The following is a 16,012-nucleotide window of genomic DNA, read 5'->3' as shown; positions in this document are numbered from 1 at the left end:
AACAGGCTCTTAGGTTCACGATCTCTTGACTACTCGCGCTGGCGCCGAGATCGTGAACAGGCGCTGAGGGATTTCAGAGATTCTTGAAAGGCAAAGGCAGGCATTGCACAGTGGCAATGCCTGCCTTGTTTTTTGAATGGATGCACATGCTGAAAGAGCAATACTTTGCCTACTGGGGCAAGGCCATGCCCAGGCCGGGTGGCGATGCGGCGTATCACTTGCTGCCCTTCCATGCGCTGGATGTGGCCGCTTGCGGTCAGCGCTTGCTGGCCTTGCCGCATTTTTCACTGCAATCTTTGGCTGATGAATTGGGCTGGCCGCGGCAGCAGGCCGAATCGGTGTTTCTCTGGTTTCTGGCGCTGCATGATCTGGGCAAGTTCGCGCGCTCCTTCCAGGGACTGAGGCCCGATCTTTCACCGGATCTGGTGGACTGTGAGGATGCCCCGCCATACCGGCGGCGGCATGACACGCTGGGCTGGTGGTTGTGGCGTGAGTTGGCTGAAGCTTCGCGTCTACCTATCGGGCTGGCGCCGGTCGACCAGGATTTCTGGGCGGTGTGGATGCGCTGTGTCAGTGGTCATCACGGCCAGCCGCCGCTGGAAACCGCAGGCGGCGGCCTCTTGCAGGCCGATACCGGCGATGACTTTTTTCCCAGCGACCGGCGCGCTGCACTGGCGTTCATCGACGCGATCACGCCGCTTTTTCTCGGCGCCGACAAGGCGCTGCCCAGGCCTGCCACGGGCGCGCTGTCCATCTTGCGACGGCACGCCTGGCACTTGGCCGGGCTGGCGGTGCTGGCCGACTGGCTGGGCTCCAACCAGGATCACTTCCCGTATCGCAGCGCGCCGCTGGCCTTGGCTGATTACTGGGACATGGCACAAGCGCAGGCAGCCCGTGCCGTGACAGAAGCGGGATTGGCCGGAGCAGCCGTGCGCCACTGGTCGCTGCCGCAGCGGCTGTTTGACTACCTGCACACGCCCACGCCGCTGCAAGACTATGCCGCCTGCGTACCGTTGCAGCACGGGCCGCAGTTGTTCGTGCTGGAAGATGTAACCGGCGCGGGCAAGACCGAGGCCGCGCTGATGCTGGCGCAGCGCCTGATGCAGGCCGGTCAGGCCGATGGCCTGTACTTCGCCCTGCCCAGCATGGCGACGGCCAACCAGATGTACCAGCGCGTCGGGCAGGTATATCGGCGCCTGTATGCGCAAGAGGCCATGCCCTCGCTGGTGCTGGCGCATGGCGCGCGGCAGTTGCTGGCGGATTTTCGCCACAGCGTGCTGCAGCCGCGCGAGCAAGCCGAGGATGGCCGTTATGCGCCGGATGAGCGCAGCGCTAGCCTGCAATGCAATGCTTGGCTGGCCGACCACCGCAAAAAGGCGCTGCTGGCCGAAGTGGGTGTGGGCACGCTGGATCAAGCCTTGTTGGCGGTGCTGCCGGCAAGGCACCAGTCGCTGCGCCTTCTGGGGTTGTGTGGCAAGGTACTGCTGATCGACGAAGTACACGCCTACGACCCCTACATGATGGCGCTGCTGCAAACCCTGCTGAGCGCCCATGCCAGCCAGGGTGGCAGCGCCATTTTGCTGTCGGCTACCTTGCCGCTGGGTACGCGTGATGCCTTGCTGGCGGCATGGCATCGGGGGCTGAAGCTGCCGACTCCGTTGCCCGTATCCGATATGCGCTATCCGCTGACCATCCAGGCCGGACGCGCGCTGCATGTGCAGGCCTGCGCCACCCGGCCGCAACTGCGCCGCCATGTGCAGGTGCGGCTGCACCACAGCGAAGAAGCCGTGCTGGCCTTGATCGTCGAGCAGGCGCGCGCCGGGTACTGTGTGGCCTGGATTCGCAACACCGTGGACGATGCCCGCCGCGCCTTTCAGCAACTGGGCGCGCAACTGCCTGCGGAAAAACTGCATCTGTTCCATAGCCGCTATGCCATGGGCGACCGGCTCGATATCGAGGTCGATGTGCTGGCGCGCTTCGGTAAGGCATCGGGCGATGCCCAGCGCTGCGGACGGGTGCTGATCGGCACGCAAGTCCTCGAGCAAAGCCTGGATTTCGACGTGGATGTGATGGTCAGCGATCTGGCACCGATCGATTTGCTCATCCAGCGCGCCGGGCGCTTGCAGCGCCACGCTCGGCAGGCCAACGGCGACCTTGCCGCCGATGGCATTGAGCAACGCCCGCCGCCGGTGTTGCATCTGCTCAGCCCCGAGCCGGTGGACGCGCCAAGCGCCGACTGGTATGCCGCACTGTTTCCCAAGGCTCGGCATGTGTATCCCGACAGCGGCAAGCTGTGGCTGGGCGCACGCGCCCTGCAGGCGGCTGGCGGCATCACCACGCCGGGCGAGTTGGGGCAGGCCAGTGCCGTGCGCAGTCTGGTGGAGGCCGTCTATGGCGCCGCCGACGAAGCCATCCCCGAGGCGCTGCGCAAAGCCTTCAGCGATCAAATCGGCAAGGATCTGGCCATGCACAGCCAGGCCCGCTTCAATGCCCTGGATCTGGCCAAGGGCTACTGCATGGACAGCAGCGCGCGCTGGTATGAGGATGACCAAGTGCCGACCCGGCTGGGCGACGAAACCTTGACCGTGTATCTGGCGCGCTGGCACGCAGGCGCCTTGCAGCCCTTGCGGGCGGGCGACCCCCATGCCTGGGAGCAATCCGCTGTGCGCATCCACGCCCATCGCGCCAAGGCGCTGGCGCCCGACTGGCAACAACGCTTTGGCCGCGCCATCGAAGCGCTGCGCCAGCAATGCCGTCTGTTGGAATCGCCGGCCTTCATCCTGCCCTTGCTGGACGAAGGCCAAGGGCTGCATGCCCGCGTGATCGACAACGATGGCCATGCACGGCTGATGCGTTACGACCGGCAGGCGGGCTTGCAGTGGTGAGGGGCTGGGCGGGGCTGATGGCTGCCTGCATGGCGTGTGGCGCTCAGCGCGCCCTGTCGTCAAACAGCACGCCCTGCTCACGTGCCAGGCTGGCCAGCCGCTTGTCCAGCGTCCACAGCCGGGCGCCATCGGTTAGCAAGGTCGAGGCCAGCAGCAGCATATCCACCAGGCCGCAGCCCTTGCCATACAGCCCATGGCGTTCCACGAAGGCCATGGCCTCCTCGATGCTGGCTTGCTGCGTCTGGCGCAAGCTGGCCAGATCCTGCAAGGTCTGGCGCCTGCGTGGCGGGGTGCCGCAGGCCAGCTCCCCGATCACCAATGGATGGCTCAGTGCCAGATCCATGGCGAGCAGTTGCCCCAGCACCGGCTGGCTTGTCCGGAAATGCGCCACCCAGACCGAGGTATCGACCAGTACGCCACTCATTGGGGCTGGTCGCCAGGTGCCTGGCGGCGCGGGATGTCGGGCATGTCCACCGCGCTGCCGCCCAGCGCCGCCAGACGCTTGGCCGCCTGCACGCGCACGAACATCTGGATGGCCTCACGGAACAAATCGGCCTTGTCCATGGCCGGGTCGGCCACTTCCAGTGCGCGCTGGTACAGCGCGTCATCAATGGTTACGGTGGTTCGCATGGTTCTTCCTCATCAATATTGATGCGAATATTCATCATATTTGAAGATCGCAGGGGGTGGAAAATGCATCCCCGCTGGCGCGGGGAACATCATCAACGTGTCAGGCAAAAAGACCCTGGAACACGGTTCATCCCCGCTTATGCAGGGCAGGTTGAATTATATAAAGTGTTCTAGGGTTATAGGGATATGATAAATTTTCGCCACGCATTCTGGAGACATGTATGCACCTGTTGAACGACCCATGGTTGACGTGCCGCAGCCGCACGGGCAATGCGCGGCGGATATCGCCTTTGGAGGTGGGCGATGCGGAGCTGCTGGACATCGTGGCGCTGCGCCCGGATTTCCGGGGGGCGAGTTACCAGTTGCTGATCGGCCTGCTGCAACTGGCCTATGCCCCGCGTGATGTCGGGCAATGGCGCGAGCGCTATGCCAACTCGCCCAGCCGCGAGGCGCTGGCCGAGGCTTTCGCGCCTTATACCCATGCCTTCGCGCTGCACGGCGATGGCCCGGCCTTCATGCAGGATTTCGCCCTGGTGGAAGAGGCAAACACGCTTTCGGTAGCCGAACTGCTGATCGATGCCGGCTCGGACAGCAATCTGTACTTCAACAAGCCGGTGGATGCGCCCGGCTTTTGCCAAAGTTGCTTTGCGCAGGCGCTGTTTACGCTGCAAATCAATGCGCCTTCGGGTGGGCGCGGTATCCGCACTTCACTGCGCGGCGGCGGGCCGCTGACCACGTTGCTGTTGCCGGCCGACAAGTCAGCCACGCTGTGGCAAAAGCTCTGGCTGAATGTGCTGCCGCAGGATGCGCTGGGCTATCCCGCAGTCACCGATCTGGGCGATGTGCTGCCATGGATGAAGGCCACGCGCATCAGTGAAGGCGTAGCGGCATGCGACACGACCCCGGAAACCGTACACCCGCTGCAAGCCTGGTGGAGCATGCCGCGCCGCATCCGCATCCGCATCGGCCCCGGCACGGCGCAGGCGCATGGTGTTTGTTCGCTGTGCGGTGCGCAGGATGTGCCCTTGATCCGGCACTACCGCCATCGCCACGGCGGCACCAATTACACCGGCACATGGCAGCACCCGCTCACGCCCTATTACCTGGACAAGAAGGGCGAAAAGCCGCCGATTTCCAGCAAGGGTCACCAGGCCGGTCGTGGCTACCGCGACTGGTTGGGGCTGGTGCTGGGCACGGAAGACCAGCGGCCCGCCGCAGCACGCGTGGTCAGCCACTTCAACACCGAAGTGCGCCAGCCCGACGTGCTGCTGTGGTGCTTTGGCTATGCCACCTCCAACATGAAGGCGCTGTGCTGGTACGACAGCACCCTGCCGGTGCATGCGTTGGCGCCGGAGCTGCTCCAGCCCTTTACCCGCAGCGTCAAACAGTTGCTGGATGCCGCTGATGAAATGGCCAAGACCTTGCACAAACAGGTCAAGGCCGCCTGGTTCAAGCGGCCGGGCGATGCCGGCGCCGAGCCGGCGGTTTTGCAGAGCTTCTGGCAGGCCAGCGAGCCGCTGTTCTACCGCAGCTTGGCGCGGCTGGCGCAGCATGACTTCGAAAGCCGCGCCGCCCTGGCCGGGATTTACCGGCAGTGGTTGCAACAGGCGTATGCGCAGGTGCTGGAGCTGTTCGACCAATGGGCGCTGGCCGCGCCGGAGGAAGACCTAGACATGCGCCGTGTCGTGGAAGCACGCGCCCAGTTGACAAAAAGTCTGAACAACAGCCGGGCGCTCAAGCCGCTTTGGGCGCTCGTCAACCATCAACAGAAAAAGGCTCAAGCCAAGAGCCGCCGCAAGGAGATTGCCGCATGAAGCCTCCCAAACCTCGATTGAATGAATCTCAGCGCGCCTGGGTGCGCGATTGGTGGCGCGCCTTGCAGCCATTGGCAGAAGGCGAAGCCCCGCCGCAGGGTGAATTGGCGCGGCTGGGGCGCGGGGCGCGGGCGCAGTTGCGGCGTTGCCGGCAGGCCGGTGCGCTATTGGTGCAGCCCGCCGTGTTCGCGCTGGCGCATGGCCTGATCGAGCGAAGCCACGAGCGTCTGGCCGATGCCCCGCTGACGTACGAGCGCCTGGCCTGGGTGGCCGCCGTGCTGGCCTGTATCAAGAACGATACGCAAGATGGTCGCAGTCTGGCCTGGCATTTGGGCAAGGCTGCCGGAGGCGAGCACGAAGCCATGTCCGAGCTTCGCTTCAAGGCCATGCTGCGTTGTACGGCCTTGCCCGAACTGTGCACGCATTGGCGGCGTGCCGTGAAGCTGGCTGATGGCGCGGCCGACGTGGCGCGCTTGGCCGATGACCTCTTGGCCTGGCAGTTCGATCTTGAACATGGCAGGCCGCGCGCCAGCGACCGCATTCGCTTTCACTGGGCCTTTGACTATTACCTGAACGCCAAGGAGCAAGGCGAAGCCGCTCCGGCGCTGCCCGCAGACACCGCATCCACCGAGGAGAACCATCCATGACCCGTTTCATTCAACTGCACACGCTGATTTCCTATCCGCCGGCCAACCTCAACCGCGACGACCTCGGCAACCCCAAAACTGCCAAGCTCGGCGGGGTGGAGCGGCTGCGCATTTCCTCGCAAAGCCTCAAGCGCGCCTGGCGCACGTCAGAGCTATTCCAGCAGGCGCTGGCGGGCAGCATTGGCATCCGTACCAAGCGCTTGGGTGTTGAAGTGTTTGATGCTTTGATCAAGGCAGGTATTGCAGAGAAGCAGGCACGCGCCTGGGCTGAGCAAATTGCCAAGGTCTATGGCGCCGCCAAGAAGGACAAGCCGCTGGAAATTGAACAACTGGTGCACATCGCGCCCGAAGAGCGCGGCAGTCTGGATGCCTTGGTCGCCACACTGGCGCAGGAAAAACGCGCGCCTACCGACGATGAACTGGACGGGCTGTTGCACGCCCATACGGCAGTGGACGTGGCCATGTTTGGCCGCATGCTGGCCGCCAAGCCAGAAATGAATGGCGAGGCGGCGGTGCAAGTGGCCCACGCCATCGGTGTGCATGCTTCGCCGATCGAGGACGATTACTTCACCGCCGTGGACGATCTCAATCAAAGCGACCCCGGCGCTGCGCATATTGGTGAAAGCGGCTTTGCCGCCGCCGTGTTCTACCAGTATGTCTGCATCGACCGCGACCTGCTGAAAAGCAACCTGGGCGGTGACGAGGCGCTGACGCAAAAAGCCTTGCGCGCACTGGCGCAGGCGGTGCTGACCGTTGGCCCTACCGGTAAGCAAAACAGCTATGCCAGCCGTGCCTACGCCCATTACGCATTGGCAGAAAAAGGGGCGCAGCAGCCGCGCTCGCTGTCGCTGGCCTTCGTCAAACCCGTGACGGACGACGACTACCCCAGTGCAGCGACTGCCGCCCTGCAGCGCGTGCGCGACAACATGGATGCGGTGTATGGCGCCTGTGCCGATGCCCGCTGCGAGTTCGACGTGCTTGCTGGTACAGGCTCAATGCAGGACTTGCTGGACTTCATCGCAACGGATGATGGCGACGAGGCAAAACCATGACCGACTACTTGCTGATACGCCTGTATGGTGCTCTGGCCAGTTGGGGCGAGATCGCGGTTGGCGAGCTGCGGCACTCGGCGGTGCAGCCCTCGCGCTCGGCGCTGCTGGGGCTGCTAGGCGCTGCGCTGGGCATCGAGCGCCGTGACGATGCGACACAGACGGCACTGGCGCAGGGCTATCGTTTCGGCATCCAGCTGCTCGCCAGTGGCTCGCCATTGCGCGACTACCACACCATCCAGATGGGCGAGCCGCGGCGCAAGGAGCGTTTCCGCTCGCGCCGGCAATCGCTGGCAGCGGACAAGGTCGGCACCCTTTTGTCGCAGCGCGAATACCGCTGCGACAGCATCGCCACCATCGCCATCGAAGCCCTGCCGCAAGCGCCGCACAGCCTGGCCGAGCTGGCACAAGCGCTGCGTCAGCCGCGTTTTGTCCTGTATCTGGGGCGCAAATCCTGCCCCTTGGCCTTGCCAATGCTGCCGCAATTGGTGCAAGCCGAGCATTTGCACGCGGCATTTGCCGCAGCGCAGTTCCCTTCACCGATGGCGCTGCTGGACTACAAAACGCCCCGGCAAGACTGGCCCACGGCGCGGGATCGTCATGCCTTTGGGCTGGGACAGCTGCGCTATTACTGGGAAGAAGGCATGTCGCCAGGCATGCCCGCAGACTTTGACCACCTGCGGCAGGACCAGCCCCTTTCCCGCAGCCGCTGGCAATTCGCCCCGCGCCGGGAATGGGTGGCACTGGCAGAAGGAGGCGCCGCCGCATGAGCCATTACTTTTCCCGGGTGCGCCTGCTCCCCGGCCTGCATCAAAGCCCGTGGCTGCGCGAGCTGGCTCGCCAGGGCGAGGCCTATCGCGACCATGCCTTGATCTGGCGGCTGTTCCCCGGCGACGGCTTGCCCAGAGACTTTCTCTTCCGCCGCTTGGACGATGCGCGCAGCTATTACATCGTCTCCGCCCGTCCGCCGCTGGACACCGATGGCCTGTTCCAGATTCAGACCAAACCCTACGCCCCCGCACTGCAAACTGGCGAGGCGCTGCACTTTGACCTGCGCGCCAACCCGGTCGTCAGCCGCCGTCGCCCCGATGGCCGCGCCCAGCGCCACGACGTGCTGATGGATGCCAAACGCAGCGCCACGCCCGAACAGCAGGCCGCCTTGACGCAGCATCTGTACCAAGCCGGTCTGGACTGGCTGCTCAAACGCGCCCCGCACTGGGGCCTGCGCATCGACCCGGCCAGCGTGCTGCAAAAAGCCTATGCCCAGCACCGTCTGCGACGCAAAGGCCAGGCGATCGAGTTCTCCAGCCTCGACTACCAGGGCGTGGCCGAAGTCAGTGATGCCGATCAACTGAAAACCGCCTTGCTCAGCGGCGTCGGTCACGGCAAAGGCTTTGGCTGCGGCCTGCTGCTGCTCAAGCGGGTCTAGACACGTTCCAAATCCCTGACGCACCATGCCCAGCCCGCTGCTGCCACCCCTCAAGCCCCTGCCGATGAAAGACCGCATCTCGATGATTTTCATCCAGTACGGCCAGATTGACGTGCTGGATGGCGCCTTTGTCGTCATCGACAAAAACGGCGTGCGCACCCACATCCCGGTTGGCTCGGTGGCCTGCATCATGCTGGAGCCGGGCACGCGGGTGTCGCACGCCGCCGCGCATCTGGCCGCCGTCGTTGGCACGCTGCTGGTCTGGGTGGGCGAATCCGGCGTACGCCTGTATGCCAGTGGCCAGCCCGGCGGCGCCCGCGCCGACCGCCTACTGTATCAGGCCAAGCTGGCATTGGATGATGAGCTGCGCCTGAAAGTGGTGCGCAAAATGTACGAGCTGCGCTTTGGCGAGCCCGCACCGCAACGTCGCAGTGTGGAGCAATTGCGCGGCATCGAAGGCGCCCGTGTGCGCGAAACCTACAAACTGCTGTCTCGGCAATACGGCGTCAACTGGCGCGCACGCAACTACGACCAGAAGGACTGGGACGCCGCCGACATCCCCAACCGCTGCTTGTCTGCGGCTACGGCCTGCCTCTACGGCATCACCGAAGCCGCCGTACTGGCAGCCGGCTACGCCCCGGCCGTGGGCTTTATCCACACCGGCAAGCCGCTGTCTTTCGTGTACGACATTGCCGACCTGTTCAAATTTGAAACTGTCGTGCCACTGGCCTTTCGCATCGCCGCCAAGTCCCCCGCGCAGCCCGAGCGCGAAGTACGGCTGGCCTGCCGTGACCTGTTTCGCAGCAGCAAGCTGCTGGGGCGCATCATCCCCACCATTGAGGAAGTGCTGGCTGCTGGCGAAATCAGTCCGCCACAAGCCCCGCCCGAAGCTGTGCCGCCCGCCATCCCCAACCCCGAATCGCTGGGTGATGCCGGTCATCGCAGCCAGTAGCGATGGATAAGCGCCATGGCCTTTTTGACCGTCGTTACCGAAAACATCCCACCCCGCTTGCGCGGCCGCCTGGCCATCTGGCTGTTGGAAGTGCGTGCCGGGGTCTATATCGGTAATGTCTCACGCCGCACCCGGGAAATGATCTGGCAACAACTCGAAGCCGGTCACGAAGATGGCAATGTCGTCATGGCTTGGGCCAGCCCGAACGAGTCCGGTTACGAATTCCAAACCCTCGGTCCCAACCGTCGCTTGCCAGTGGAATTTGACGGCCTGCAGCTGGTCGCCTTCCACCCCGAATCACCTGTTCTTTGACAAGCTGAAAATCGGTAGAATTTTTCGGGTTGATTTTCATTTTTAAGATCAACCAGTTACGCCAAGAGCGTTCCCCGCACACGCGGGGATGAACCGCGAAATCGACGACCTCGAACACCTCAAAAGCCGCGTTCCCCGCACACGCGGGGATGAACCGTTCATCAACACCAACCGGGGTTAGACGTGATCGCGTTCCCCGCACACGCGGGGATGAACCGAAAAACAATGCGCGCATAAATGCGGTTAGGCAGCGTTCCCCGCACACGCGGGGATGAACCGCGACAAATTCGGAATGCCCGCCAACCTGTGTGGCGTTCCCCGCACACGCGGGGATGAACCGGCATTTACTGATGGGCCCGCTCACTCACAACGGCGTTCCCCGCACACGCGGGGATGAACCGGCGCGCTACAACAGCGCAGCAGCGATGAACAAGCGTTCCCCGCACACGCGGGGATGAACCGATATGCGTACAACCAGAACGGCGCAACGCATCGCGTTCCCCGCACACGCGGGGATGAACCGGGTCGTCCACAGGATTTCCATGCCTCACTGGGGCGTTCCCCGCACACGCGGGGATGAACCGTCACCGCCAGCGGCAAATACGTCCCCGTCAACGCGTTCCCCGCACACGCGGGGATGAACCGGCGGATCCACAAAAAACAGCGTATCCACCGCGGCGTTCCCCGCACACGCGGGGATGAACCGACCGATGGGCTGTCCGCGCTGGGATTGATTCTGCGTTCCCCGCACACGCGGGGATGAACCGTAGTCGTCAGGGGGGGAGGATCCGGACAGCCGGCGTTCCCCGCACACGCGGGGATGAACCGTCTTCGAAAAACCCGTTCTTGACAACATCGAGGCGTTCCCCGCACACGCGGGGATGAACCGAGCAGCAGCGGCAGCCGCTTCGACAGCAGCAAGCGTTCCCCGCACACGCGGGGATGAACCGGATAAAAACAGTGAAATTGAGGGCGAGGAACCGCGTTCCCCGCACACGCGGGGATGAACCGCCGAAGAACTCGCGCGCGCCATCAAAACAGGCGCGTTCCCCGCACACGCGGGGATGAACCGGCAAGAATCACAAATAAACCCATAACACCTCAGCGTTCCCCGCACACGCGGGGATGAACCGGTTGCTCGCCCGCCGTGCAGCAGGTGCTCCCGCGCGTTCCCCGCACACGCGGGGATGAACCAGAAATTGGCGCTGCCGCGGTGCGTGGAAATCAGCGTTCCCCGCACACGCGGGGATGAGTCGCGATGGCACGAGTTACGTGGATGGCGGTGCCGAACATCACGGCCTTTTCAGATGTGGTAACGGTATTGCGCTGTTCCAGCGGGCGCGGTGGGTGGCGAAATAGGCTTTGATGTTGCGCACATTGTTTTCGCGGGTGAATAAAGCCTGGCTGAAGGTGTGCCACGCGGGCATGTCCAGGCAGCTGATGATGAGCACGAAATCGGGCCCAGCCGCTACGCGCCAGCATTGCTGCACTTGAGGGTGTTGCAGTGCGGCTGTTTCAAAGGCTTGTTGGGCGGCGCTGTCCTGTCGATCCAGGCTGACTTCGACGATGCAGGTGATGGCGGGGGGCCGCCCTGTGGCTTTGGCCAGCGCCCAGGGGTTGACGATGGCCACTTCCTTTTCCAGTACACCAGCGTCACGCAGACGCTGCACGCGACGCAAGCATGTGGCGGGCGAAACGCCTACTCGCTCGGCCAGCGCTTGGTTACTGAGGCTGGCGTCGTCCTGCACGATGGCGAGGATGGCTAGATCGGTTGAGTCAATGGAAAATTTCATAAAAAATGATTTTATGAATAAAAAATTCATGAGAATCAATTGGTGATTTTTCATTCCAATTTCAATTGATTTTTGAATACAAATTTCACGTCAATCTTCTTACTATCCCTTCACGATTGCCTCTACGTGGCTTTGGCGTGGGCAATGTGGCTGTGTGATAAGGAGTTCTTTATGTGTGGGATTGTGGGTGGCGTTTCGCATGCCGATGTGGTGCCGGTGCTGCTGCAAGGCTTGCAGCGATTGGAGTACCGCGGTTACGACTCGTGTGGTCTGGCAGTGCATGGCCAGACGGACGGGGGCGCGGCAGGGCGCGCGCAGCAGCGGCAGGGTTTGCATCGCGCGCGCAGTACGGCGCGGGTGGCGCAGTTGCAAGCGCAGGCGCAGCAGGAGGGGCTGCAGGCCGGTACCGGCATCGCCCACACCCGCTGGGCCACGCACGGCGCGCCTTCGGTGGATAACGCGCACCCGCATTTCAGCTTTGGCCCGCATGCGCCTGGCGCGCCGCTGCAAGAGAGCGATGCCCGCGTGGCGCTGGTGCACAACGGCATCATCGAAAACTACGAAAGTTTGCGCGCGGAGCTGGCGGGTAAGGGCTATGTGTTCAGCAGCGAGACGGATTCCGAAGTCGTCGCCCACTTGATCGACAGCCTGTACGAAGGCGACTTGTTCGAGGCCCTGCGCGCGGCGGTGGCGCGCTTGCGCGGCGCGTATGCGTTGGCGGTGGTTCACCGCAACGAGCCGCAACGGCTGGTGGGCGCGCGTGCGGGTTCGCCGCTGGTGTTGGGGCTGGTGGCAGGTGGGCAGGGCGGGGCGCCTGGGCATTTTCTGGCCAGCGATGCCATGGCGCTGTCGGGGGTTACGGACCAGATCGTCTATCTGGAGGAGGGCGATCTGGTGGATTTGCAGCCTGGCGGTTATTGGATTGCCGATGCCCGAGGCCGACCGCTTGATGGCGCCCAGCGGCCCGTGCAAACCGTGCAGGCATTCGCCGCAGCGGCCGAGCTGGAGCCTTACCAGCACTACATGCAAAAGGAGATTTTCGAGCAGCCGCGCGCGCTGGCCGACACCCTTACCGACGTGCTCTCCATCAGCCCGGAGCTGTTCGGCGATGGCGCTTGGCGCGTCTTCCGCGAGGTCGATTCCGTGCTTATCCTCGCCTGCGGCACCAGTTACTACAGTGGTCTGGTAGCTAAATACTGGATTGAGGCGCTGGCGAAAATCCCCGTGCAGGTGGAGATCGCCAGCGAGTACCGCTACCGCGAATCCGTGCCCAACCCCAAAGCGCTGGTGCTGGTTATCAGCCAATCGGGCGAGACGGCCGACACCCTGGCCGCCTTGCGCCACGCCCAGGCGCTGGGCCACGCGCACACGCTGACCATTTGCAACGTCGCCACCAGCACCATGGCGCGCGAATGCAAGCTGGCCTACATCACGCGCGCGGGGGTGGAAATTGGCGTGGCCTCCACCAAAGCCTTCACCACCCAGCTTGCCGGGCTGTATCTGCTGGCGCTGGCGCTGGCGCAAGTCAAAGAAGTGCTGGACGAGGCCCAACTGGCCGAGCATTTGCAGCAACTGCGCCACATCCCCGCCGCCGTGCAGGCCGTGCTGGCGCTGGAGCCGCAAATCATGGGCTGGGCGCAAGCCTTCACGCGCATGGACAACGCCTTGTTCCTCGGGCGCGGCGCGCATTACCCCATTGCGCTGGAAGGCGCGCTCAAGCTCAAGGAGATCAGCTACATCCACGCCGAGGCCTACCCCGCTGGCGAACTCAAGCACGGCCCGTTGGCTTTGGTGACCAGCGCCATGCCCGTGGTCGTGGTCGCGCCGGGCGATGCCTTGCTGGAAAAGCTCAAAAGCAACATGCAGGAAGTGCGCGCGCGCGGCGGCGTGCTGTATGTGCTGGCCGACGCCCACACCCAGATCGAAAGCAGCGAGGGCGTACACGCCATCCGCATGCCCGAGTACTACGGCATGCTCAGCCCCATCCTGCACGTGGTGCCGCTGCAATTGCTGGCCTACCACACCGCCTTGGGGCGCGGCACGGATGTGGATAAACCGCGCAATCTGGCCAAGAGCGTGACGGTGGAGTGAGTGGCTGCGCCAATCTGGATTTATTCAATCAAGGTAAATTGAAGTTAAATACCATGTTGCCGAAACATGGGTATTTTATTTCCTTTGATTTATAAATTGGGTTGAGGTCGGACGTTTGTCCGTCCGGCATTGATGAAAAAGTCTATCTTCCTGGCCCAGCTCACCGGGCATCGACCCAGAGCACTTCGCCAGGGTGGTGCTCGGCCACGGTGTCCAGCGCGGCGGCCAGTTGGCCGGGGTGGCGCGGGTCGATGTCGTGGTCGAATACGGTCAAATCCAGCCCCCGCGCGCGCCAGGACTGGATTTCTCCCACCGTGAGCACGCTGGCGCCGCCCCACACCGGATGCGCTCCGGTGTCGATCAGGGCGCGCAACGATTCAAAGCCCTGGCGGGTGGTGGCGAGGATGACCATGCGGGCGCGGCTTTGTCAGTAGGCTCGATCAAAGCCCGATCAAGGCCCGACCAAGACCGCTCAAGCCTTCTGGATCGGGATATAGACCTCCCCGCCGCCGGCGGCGAATTCCTTGGATTTTTCATCCATGCCAGCTTTCAAGGCTTCGGCTTCGCTCAAGCCCTTGGCGGCGGCGAAGTCGCGCACTTCCTGCGTGATCTTCATGGAGCAGAACTTGGGGCCGCACATGCTGCAAAAGTGCGCGGTTTTGCTTGAGTCCTTGGGCAGGGTTTCGTCGTGGAAGTCGCGCGCGGTGTCCGGGTCCAGGCCGAGGTTGAACTGGTCTTCCCAGCGGAATTCGAAGCGCGCCTTGCTGATGGCGTCGTCGCGCGCGCGGGCGGCCGGGTGGCCCTTGGCCACGTCGGCGGCGTGGGCGGCGATCTTGTAGGCGATGATGCCTTGCTTCACATCATCGCGGTCGGGTAGGCCCAGGTGCTCCTTGGGCGTGACGTAGCAGAGCATGGCTGTGCCCATCCAGCCGATCATGGCCGCGCCTATTGCCGAGGCGATGTGGTCGTAGCCGGGGGCGATGTCGATGGTCAGCGGGCCCAGGGTGTAGAACGGCGCTTCGTGGCAGTGCTTGAGCTGCTCGGTCATGTTCTCCTGGATCATGTGCATGGGCACGTGGCCGGGGCCTTCGATCATGGTTTGCACGTCGTGCTTCCAGGCGATTTGCGTCAGCTCGCCCAGGGTGCGCAGCTCGGCGAACTGGGCTTCGTCGTTGGCGTCCGAGGCGCAGCCGGGGCGCAGGCCGTCGCCCAGGCTGAAGCTGACGTCATACGCCTTCATGATTTCGCAGATTTCCTCGAAGTGGGTGTAGAGGAAGCTCTCCTTGTGGTGCGCGATGCACCACTTGGCCATGATGGAGCCGCCGCGGCTGACGATGCCCGTCACCCGATTGGCCGTGAGGTGGATGAAGGGCAGGCGCACGCCGGCGTGGATGGTGAAGTAGTCCACGCCCTGCTCGGCCTGCTCGATCAGCGTGTCTCGGAAGATCTCCCAGGTCAGGTCTTCGGCGATGCCGCCCACTTTTTCCAGCGCCTGGTAAATGGGCACGGTGCCGATGGGCACGGGGCTGTTGCGGATGATCCAGTCGCGCGTGGTGTGGATGTTCTTGCCGGTGGACAGATCCATCACCGTGTCGCCGCCCCAGCGGATGGACCAGACGAGCTTTTCCACCTCCTCCTCGATGCTGCTGGTCACGGCCGAGTTGCCGATGTTGGCGTTGATCTTCACGCGGAAGTTGCGGCCGATGATCATCGGCTCGATCTCCGGGTGGTTGATGTTGGCCGGGATGATGGCGCGCCCGCGCGCCACTTCGTCGCGCACGAACTCGGGCGTGATGACGTCGGGGATCACCGCGCCCATCGGGTTGCCCCGGCGGCGCGCCTCGCGCGCGGCATCGCCCAGGTGCTCGCGCAGCCACTCCATGCGGCCGTTCTCGCGCAGGGCGATGTACTCCATCTCCGGCGTGATGATGCCTTGGCGTGCGTAGTGCATTTGCGTGACGTTGGCTCCAGCCTTGGCACGGCGCGGCTGGCGTTGCAGCCCGGCCGCTTCCTGCCGCAGTTGGGCGATGCGCTCGGCATCGCGCCCCTCGTGCTTGCCGCCGTCGTCCAGGATGTGGGCCAGGCGGCCGGCGTAGGTTTCGGTGTCGCCGCGCTCCTCGATCCACGCCTGGCGCAGCGCGGGCAGGCCACGGCGCACGTCGATTTGCGCCTGCGGGTCGGTGTAGGGGCCGCTGGTGTCGTACACGCTGGCCTGCGCGCCGTTGGTGAGTTGAATGTCGCGCACGGGCACGCGGATGTCCGCGCGCGAGCCTTGCAGATAGGCTTTGCTGGAGGCGGGCAGCGGCTCGCGCGTGAGCGCCAGCAACTGCGTGAGGGATGAGTGTTTTTCGGGTGCGTTCATGGGGCCTCGCTGTTGGGATAAACAGATGGGAGAAACTGGGGGAAAGCC

At 63.9% G+C, this 16,012-nt stretch carries 14 protein-coding genes and 1 CRISPR repeat array; of the genes, 9 read left to right on the top strand and 5 right to left on the bottom strand.

The window, feature by feature from the left end:
* Positions 1–146: 146 nt before the first annotated feature.
* Positions 147–2,885 (top strand): CRISPR-associated helicase Cas3', encoded by a 2,739-nt coding sequence (cas3, locus tag EBQ26_RS04160; RefSeq protein WP_122237873.1) that lies wholly within the window; start codon positions 147–149, stop codon positions 2,883–2,885.
* A gap of 43 nt (positions 2,886–2,928) precedes the next feature.
* Here the strand turns inward: cas3 and EBQ26_RS04155 are convergent, their stop codons facing one another.
* The gene (locus EBQ26_RS04155; protein WP_122237766.1) at positions 2,929–3,309 is read right to left on the bottom strand and encodes a type II toxin-antitoxin system VapC family toxin; all 381 of its coding nucleotides are present in this window, start codon (positions 3,307–3,309) and stop codon (positions 2,929–2,931) included.
* On the bottom strand, positions 3,306–3,515 hold the full coding sequence (locus tag EBQ26_RS04150; RefSeq protein WP_122237765.1) for a type II toxin-antitoxin system VapB family antitoxin: 210 nt from the start codon (positions 3,513–3,515) through the stop codon (positions 3,306–3,308). Before EBQ26_RS04150 ends, EBQ26_RS04155 begins: the two co-directional genes overlap by 4 nt.
* 221 nt (positions 3,516–3,736) lie before the next feature.
* On the opposite strand from EBQ26_RS04150, the gene casA reads away from it, so the two are divergent.
* The 7 genes from casA (at position 3,737) to cas2e (ending at position 9,718) form a co-directional block, all read left to right on the top strand.
* Positions 3,737–5,329, top strand: a complete 1,593-nt coding sequence (gene casA / locus EBQ26_RS04145) for a type I-E CRISPR-associated protein Cse1/CasA (RefSeq protein ID WP_122237764.1) — start codon at positions 3,737–3,739, stop codon at positions 5,327–5,329.
* Complete coding sequence (gene casB, locus EBQ26_RS04140) at positions 5,326–5,976, top strand: type I-E CRISPR-associated protein Cse2/CasB (RefSeq protein ID WP_122237763.1); 651 nt, start codon at positions 5,326–5,328, stop codon at positions 5,974–5,976. Before casA ends, casB begins: the two co-directional genes overlap by 4 nt.
* A complete protein-coding gene (gene cas7e / locus EBQ26_RS04135; RefSeq protein ID WP_122237762.1) occupies positions 5,973–7,028 on the top strand; it encodes a type I-E CRISPR-associated protein Cas7/Cse4/CasC in 1,056 nt (351 codons plus the stop codon). Before casB ends, cas7e begins: the two co-directional genes overlap by 4 nt.
* Complete coding sequence (gene cas5e, locus EBQ26_RS04130) at positions 7,025–7,795, top strand: type I-E CRISPR-associated protein Cas5/CasD (protein ID WP_122237761.1); 771 nt, start codon at positions 7,025–7,027, stop codon at positions 7,793–7,795. Before cas7e ends, cas5e begins: the two co-directional genes overlap by 4 nt.
* Positions 7,792–8,454 carry a type I-E CRISPR-associated protein Cas6/Cse3/CasE gene (gene cas6e, locus EBQ26_RS04125; protein WP_122237760.1) on the top strand — a complete coding sequence of 221 codons (663 nt, stop codon included), beginning with the start codon at positions 7,792–7,794 and terminating at the stop codon, positions 8,452–8,454. Before cas5e ends, cas6e begins: the two co-directional genes overlap by 4 nt.
* A 64-nt stretch (positions 8,455–8,518) precedes the next feature.
* Complete coding sequence (gene cas1e / locus EBQ26_RS04120; protein ID WP_122237872.1) at positions 8,519–9,406, top strand: type I-E CRISPR-associated endonuclease Cas1e; 888 nt, start codon at positions 8,519–8,521, stop codon at positions 9,404–9,406.
* Positions 9,407–9,421: 15 nt separating this feature from the next.
* Positions 9,422–9,718, top strand: a complete 297-nt coding sequence (cas2e, locus tag EBQ26_RS04115; RefSeq protein WP_122237759.1) for a type I-E CRISPR-associated endoribonuclease Cas2e — start codon at positions 9,422–9,424, stop codon at positions 9,716–9,718.
* Positions 9,719–9,785: 67 nt separating this feature from the next.
* A CRISPR array of direct repeats spans positions 9,786–10,974; the repeat unit is 29 nt; unit sequence GCGTTCCCCGCACACGCGGGGATGAACCG.
* Positions 10,975–11,010: 36 nt separating this feature from the next.
* Here cas2e and EBQ26_RS04110 read toward each other — a convergent pair.
* Positions 11,011–11,511 (bottom strand): Lrp/AsnC family transcriptional regulator, encoded by a 501-nt coding sequence (locus EBQ26_RS04110; RefSeq protein WP_122237758.1) that lies wholly within the window; start codon positions 11,509–11,511, stop codon positions 11,011–11,013.
* 171 nt (positions 11,512–11,682) lie between these two features.
* On the opposite strand from EBQ26_RS04110, the gene glmS reads away from it, so the two are divergent.
* Entirely contained in the window at positions 11,683–13,602 is a 1,920-nt protein-coding gene (gene glmS / locus EBQ26_RS04105; RefSeq protein WP_122237871.1) for a glutamine--fructose-6-phosphate transaminase (isomerizing), read from the top strand.
* A 160-nt stretch (positions 13,603–13,762) separates the two neighbouring features.
* On the opposite strand, the gene EBQ26_RS04100 is transcribed toward glmS, so the two are convergent.
* Entirely contained in the window at positions 13,763–14,014 is a 252-nt protein-coding gene (locus tag EBQ26_RS04100) for a hypothetical protein (RefSeq protein WP_122237757.1), read from the bottom strand.
* Between the two features lie 60 nt (positions 14,015–14,074).
* Complete coding sequence (thiC, locus tag EBQ26_RS04095) at positions 14,075–15,964, bottom strand: phosphomethylpyrimidine synthase ThiC (RefSeq protein WP_122237756.1); 1,890 nt, start codon at positions 15,962–15,964, stop codon at positions 14,075–14,077.
* Positions 15,965–16,012 lie beyond the last annotated feature (48 nt).

Source organism: Allofranklinella schreckenbergeri, from assembly GCF_003703475.1.
GTDB lineage: Bacteria > Pseudomonadota > Gammaproteobacteria > Burkholderiales > Burkholderiaceae_C > Lampropedia > Lampropedia schreckenbergeri.
This window is presented reverse-complemented; position numbering and strand designations above follow the sequence as displayed.

Bases quoted from the DNA above. Each gene is read 5' to 3' on its own strand.
- cas3 (WP_122237873.1), top strand. From the start codon at position 147: ATGCTGAAAGAGCAATACTTTGCCTACTGGGGCAAGGCCATGCCCAGG.
- EBQ26_RS04155 (WP_122237766.1), bottom strand. From the start codon at position 3,309: ATGAGTGGCGTACTGGTCGATACCTCGGTCTGGGTGGCGCATTTCCGG.
- EBQ26_RS04150 (WP_122237765.1), bottom strand. From the start codon at position 3,515: ATGCGAACCACCGTAACCATTGATGACGCGCTGTACCAGCGCGCACTG.
- casA (WP_122237764.1), top strand. From the start codon at position 3,737: ATGCACCTGTTGAACGACCCATGGTTGACGTGCCGCAGCCGCACGGGC.
- casB (WP_122237763.1), top strand. From the start codon at position 5,326: ATGAAGCCTCCCAAACCTCGATTGAATGAATCTCAGCGCGCCTGGGTG.
- cas7e (WP_122237762.1), top strand. From the start codon at position 5,973: ATGACCCGTTTCATTCAACTGCACACGCTGATTTCCTATCCGCCGGCC.
- cas5e (WP_122237761.1), top strand. From the start codon at position 7,025: ATGACCGACTACTTGCTGATACGCCTGTATGGTGCTCTGGCCAGTTGG.
- cas6e (WP_122237760.1), top strand. From the start codon at position 7,792: ATGAGCCATTACTTTTCCCGGGTGCGCCTGCTCCCCGGCCTGCATCAA.
- cas1e (WP_122237872.1), top strand. From the start codon at position 8,519: ATGAAAGACCGCATCTCGATGATTTTCATCCAGTACGGCCAGATTGAC.
- cas2e (WP_122237759.1), top strand. From the start codon at position 9,422: ATGGCCTTTTTGACCGTCGTTACCGAAAACATCCCACCCCGCTTGCGC.
- EBQ26_RS04110 (WP_122237758.1), bottom strand. From the start codon at position 11,511: ATGAAATTTTCCATTGACTCAACCGATCTAGCCATCCTCGCCATCGTG.
- glmS (WP_122237871.1), top strand. From the start codon at position 11,683: ATGTGTGGGATTGTGGGTGGCGTTTCGCATGCCGATGTGGTGCCGGTG.
- EBQ26_RS04100 (WP_122237757.1), bottom strand. From the start codon at position 14,014: ATGGTCATCCTCGCCACCACCCGCCAGGGCTTTGAATCGTTGCGCGCC.
- thiC (WP_122237756.1), bottom strand. From the start codon at position 15,964: ATGAACGCACCCGAAAAACACTCATCCCTCACGCAGTTGCTGGCGCTC.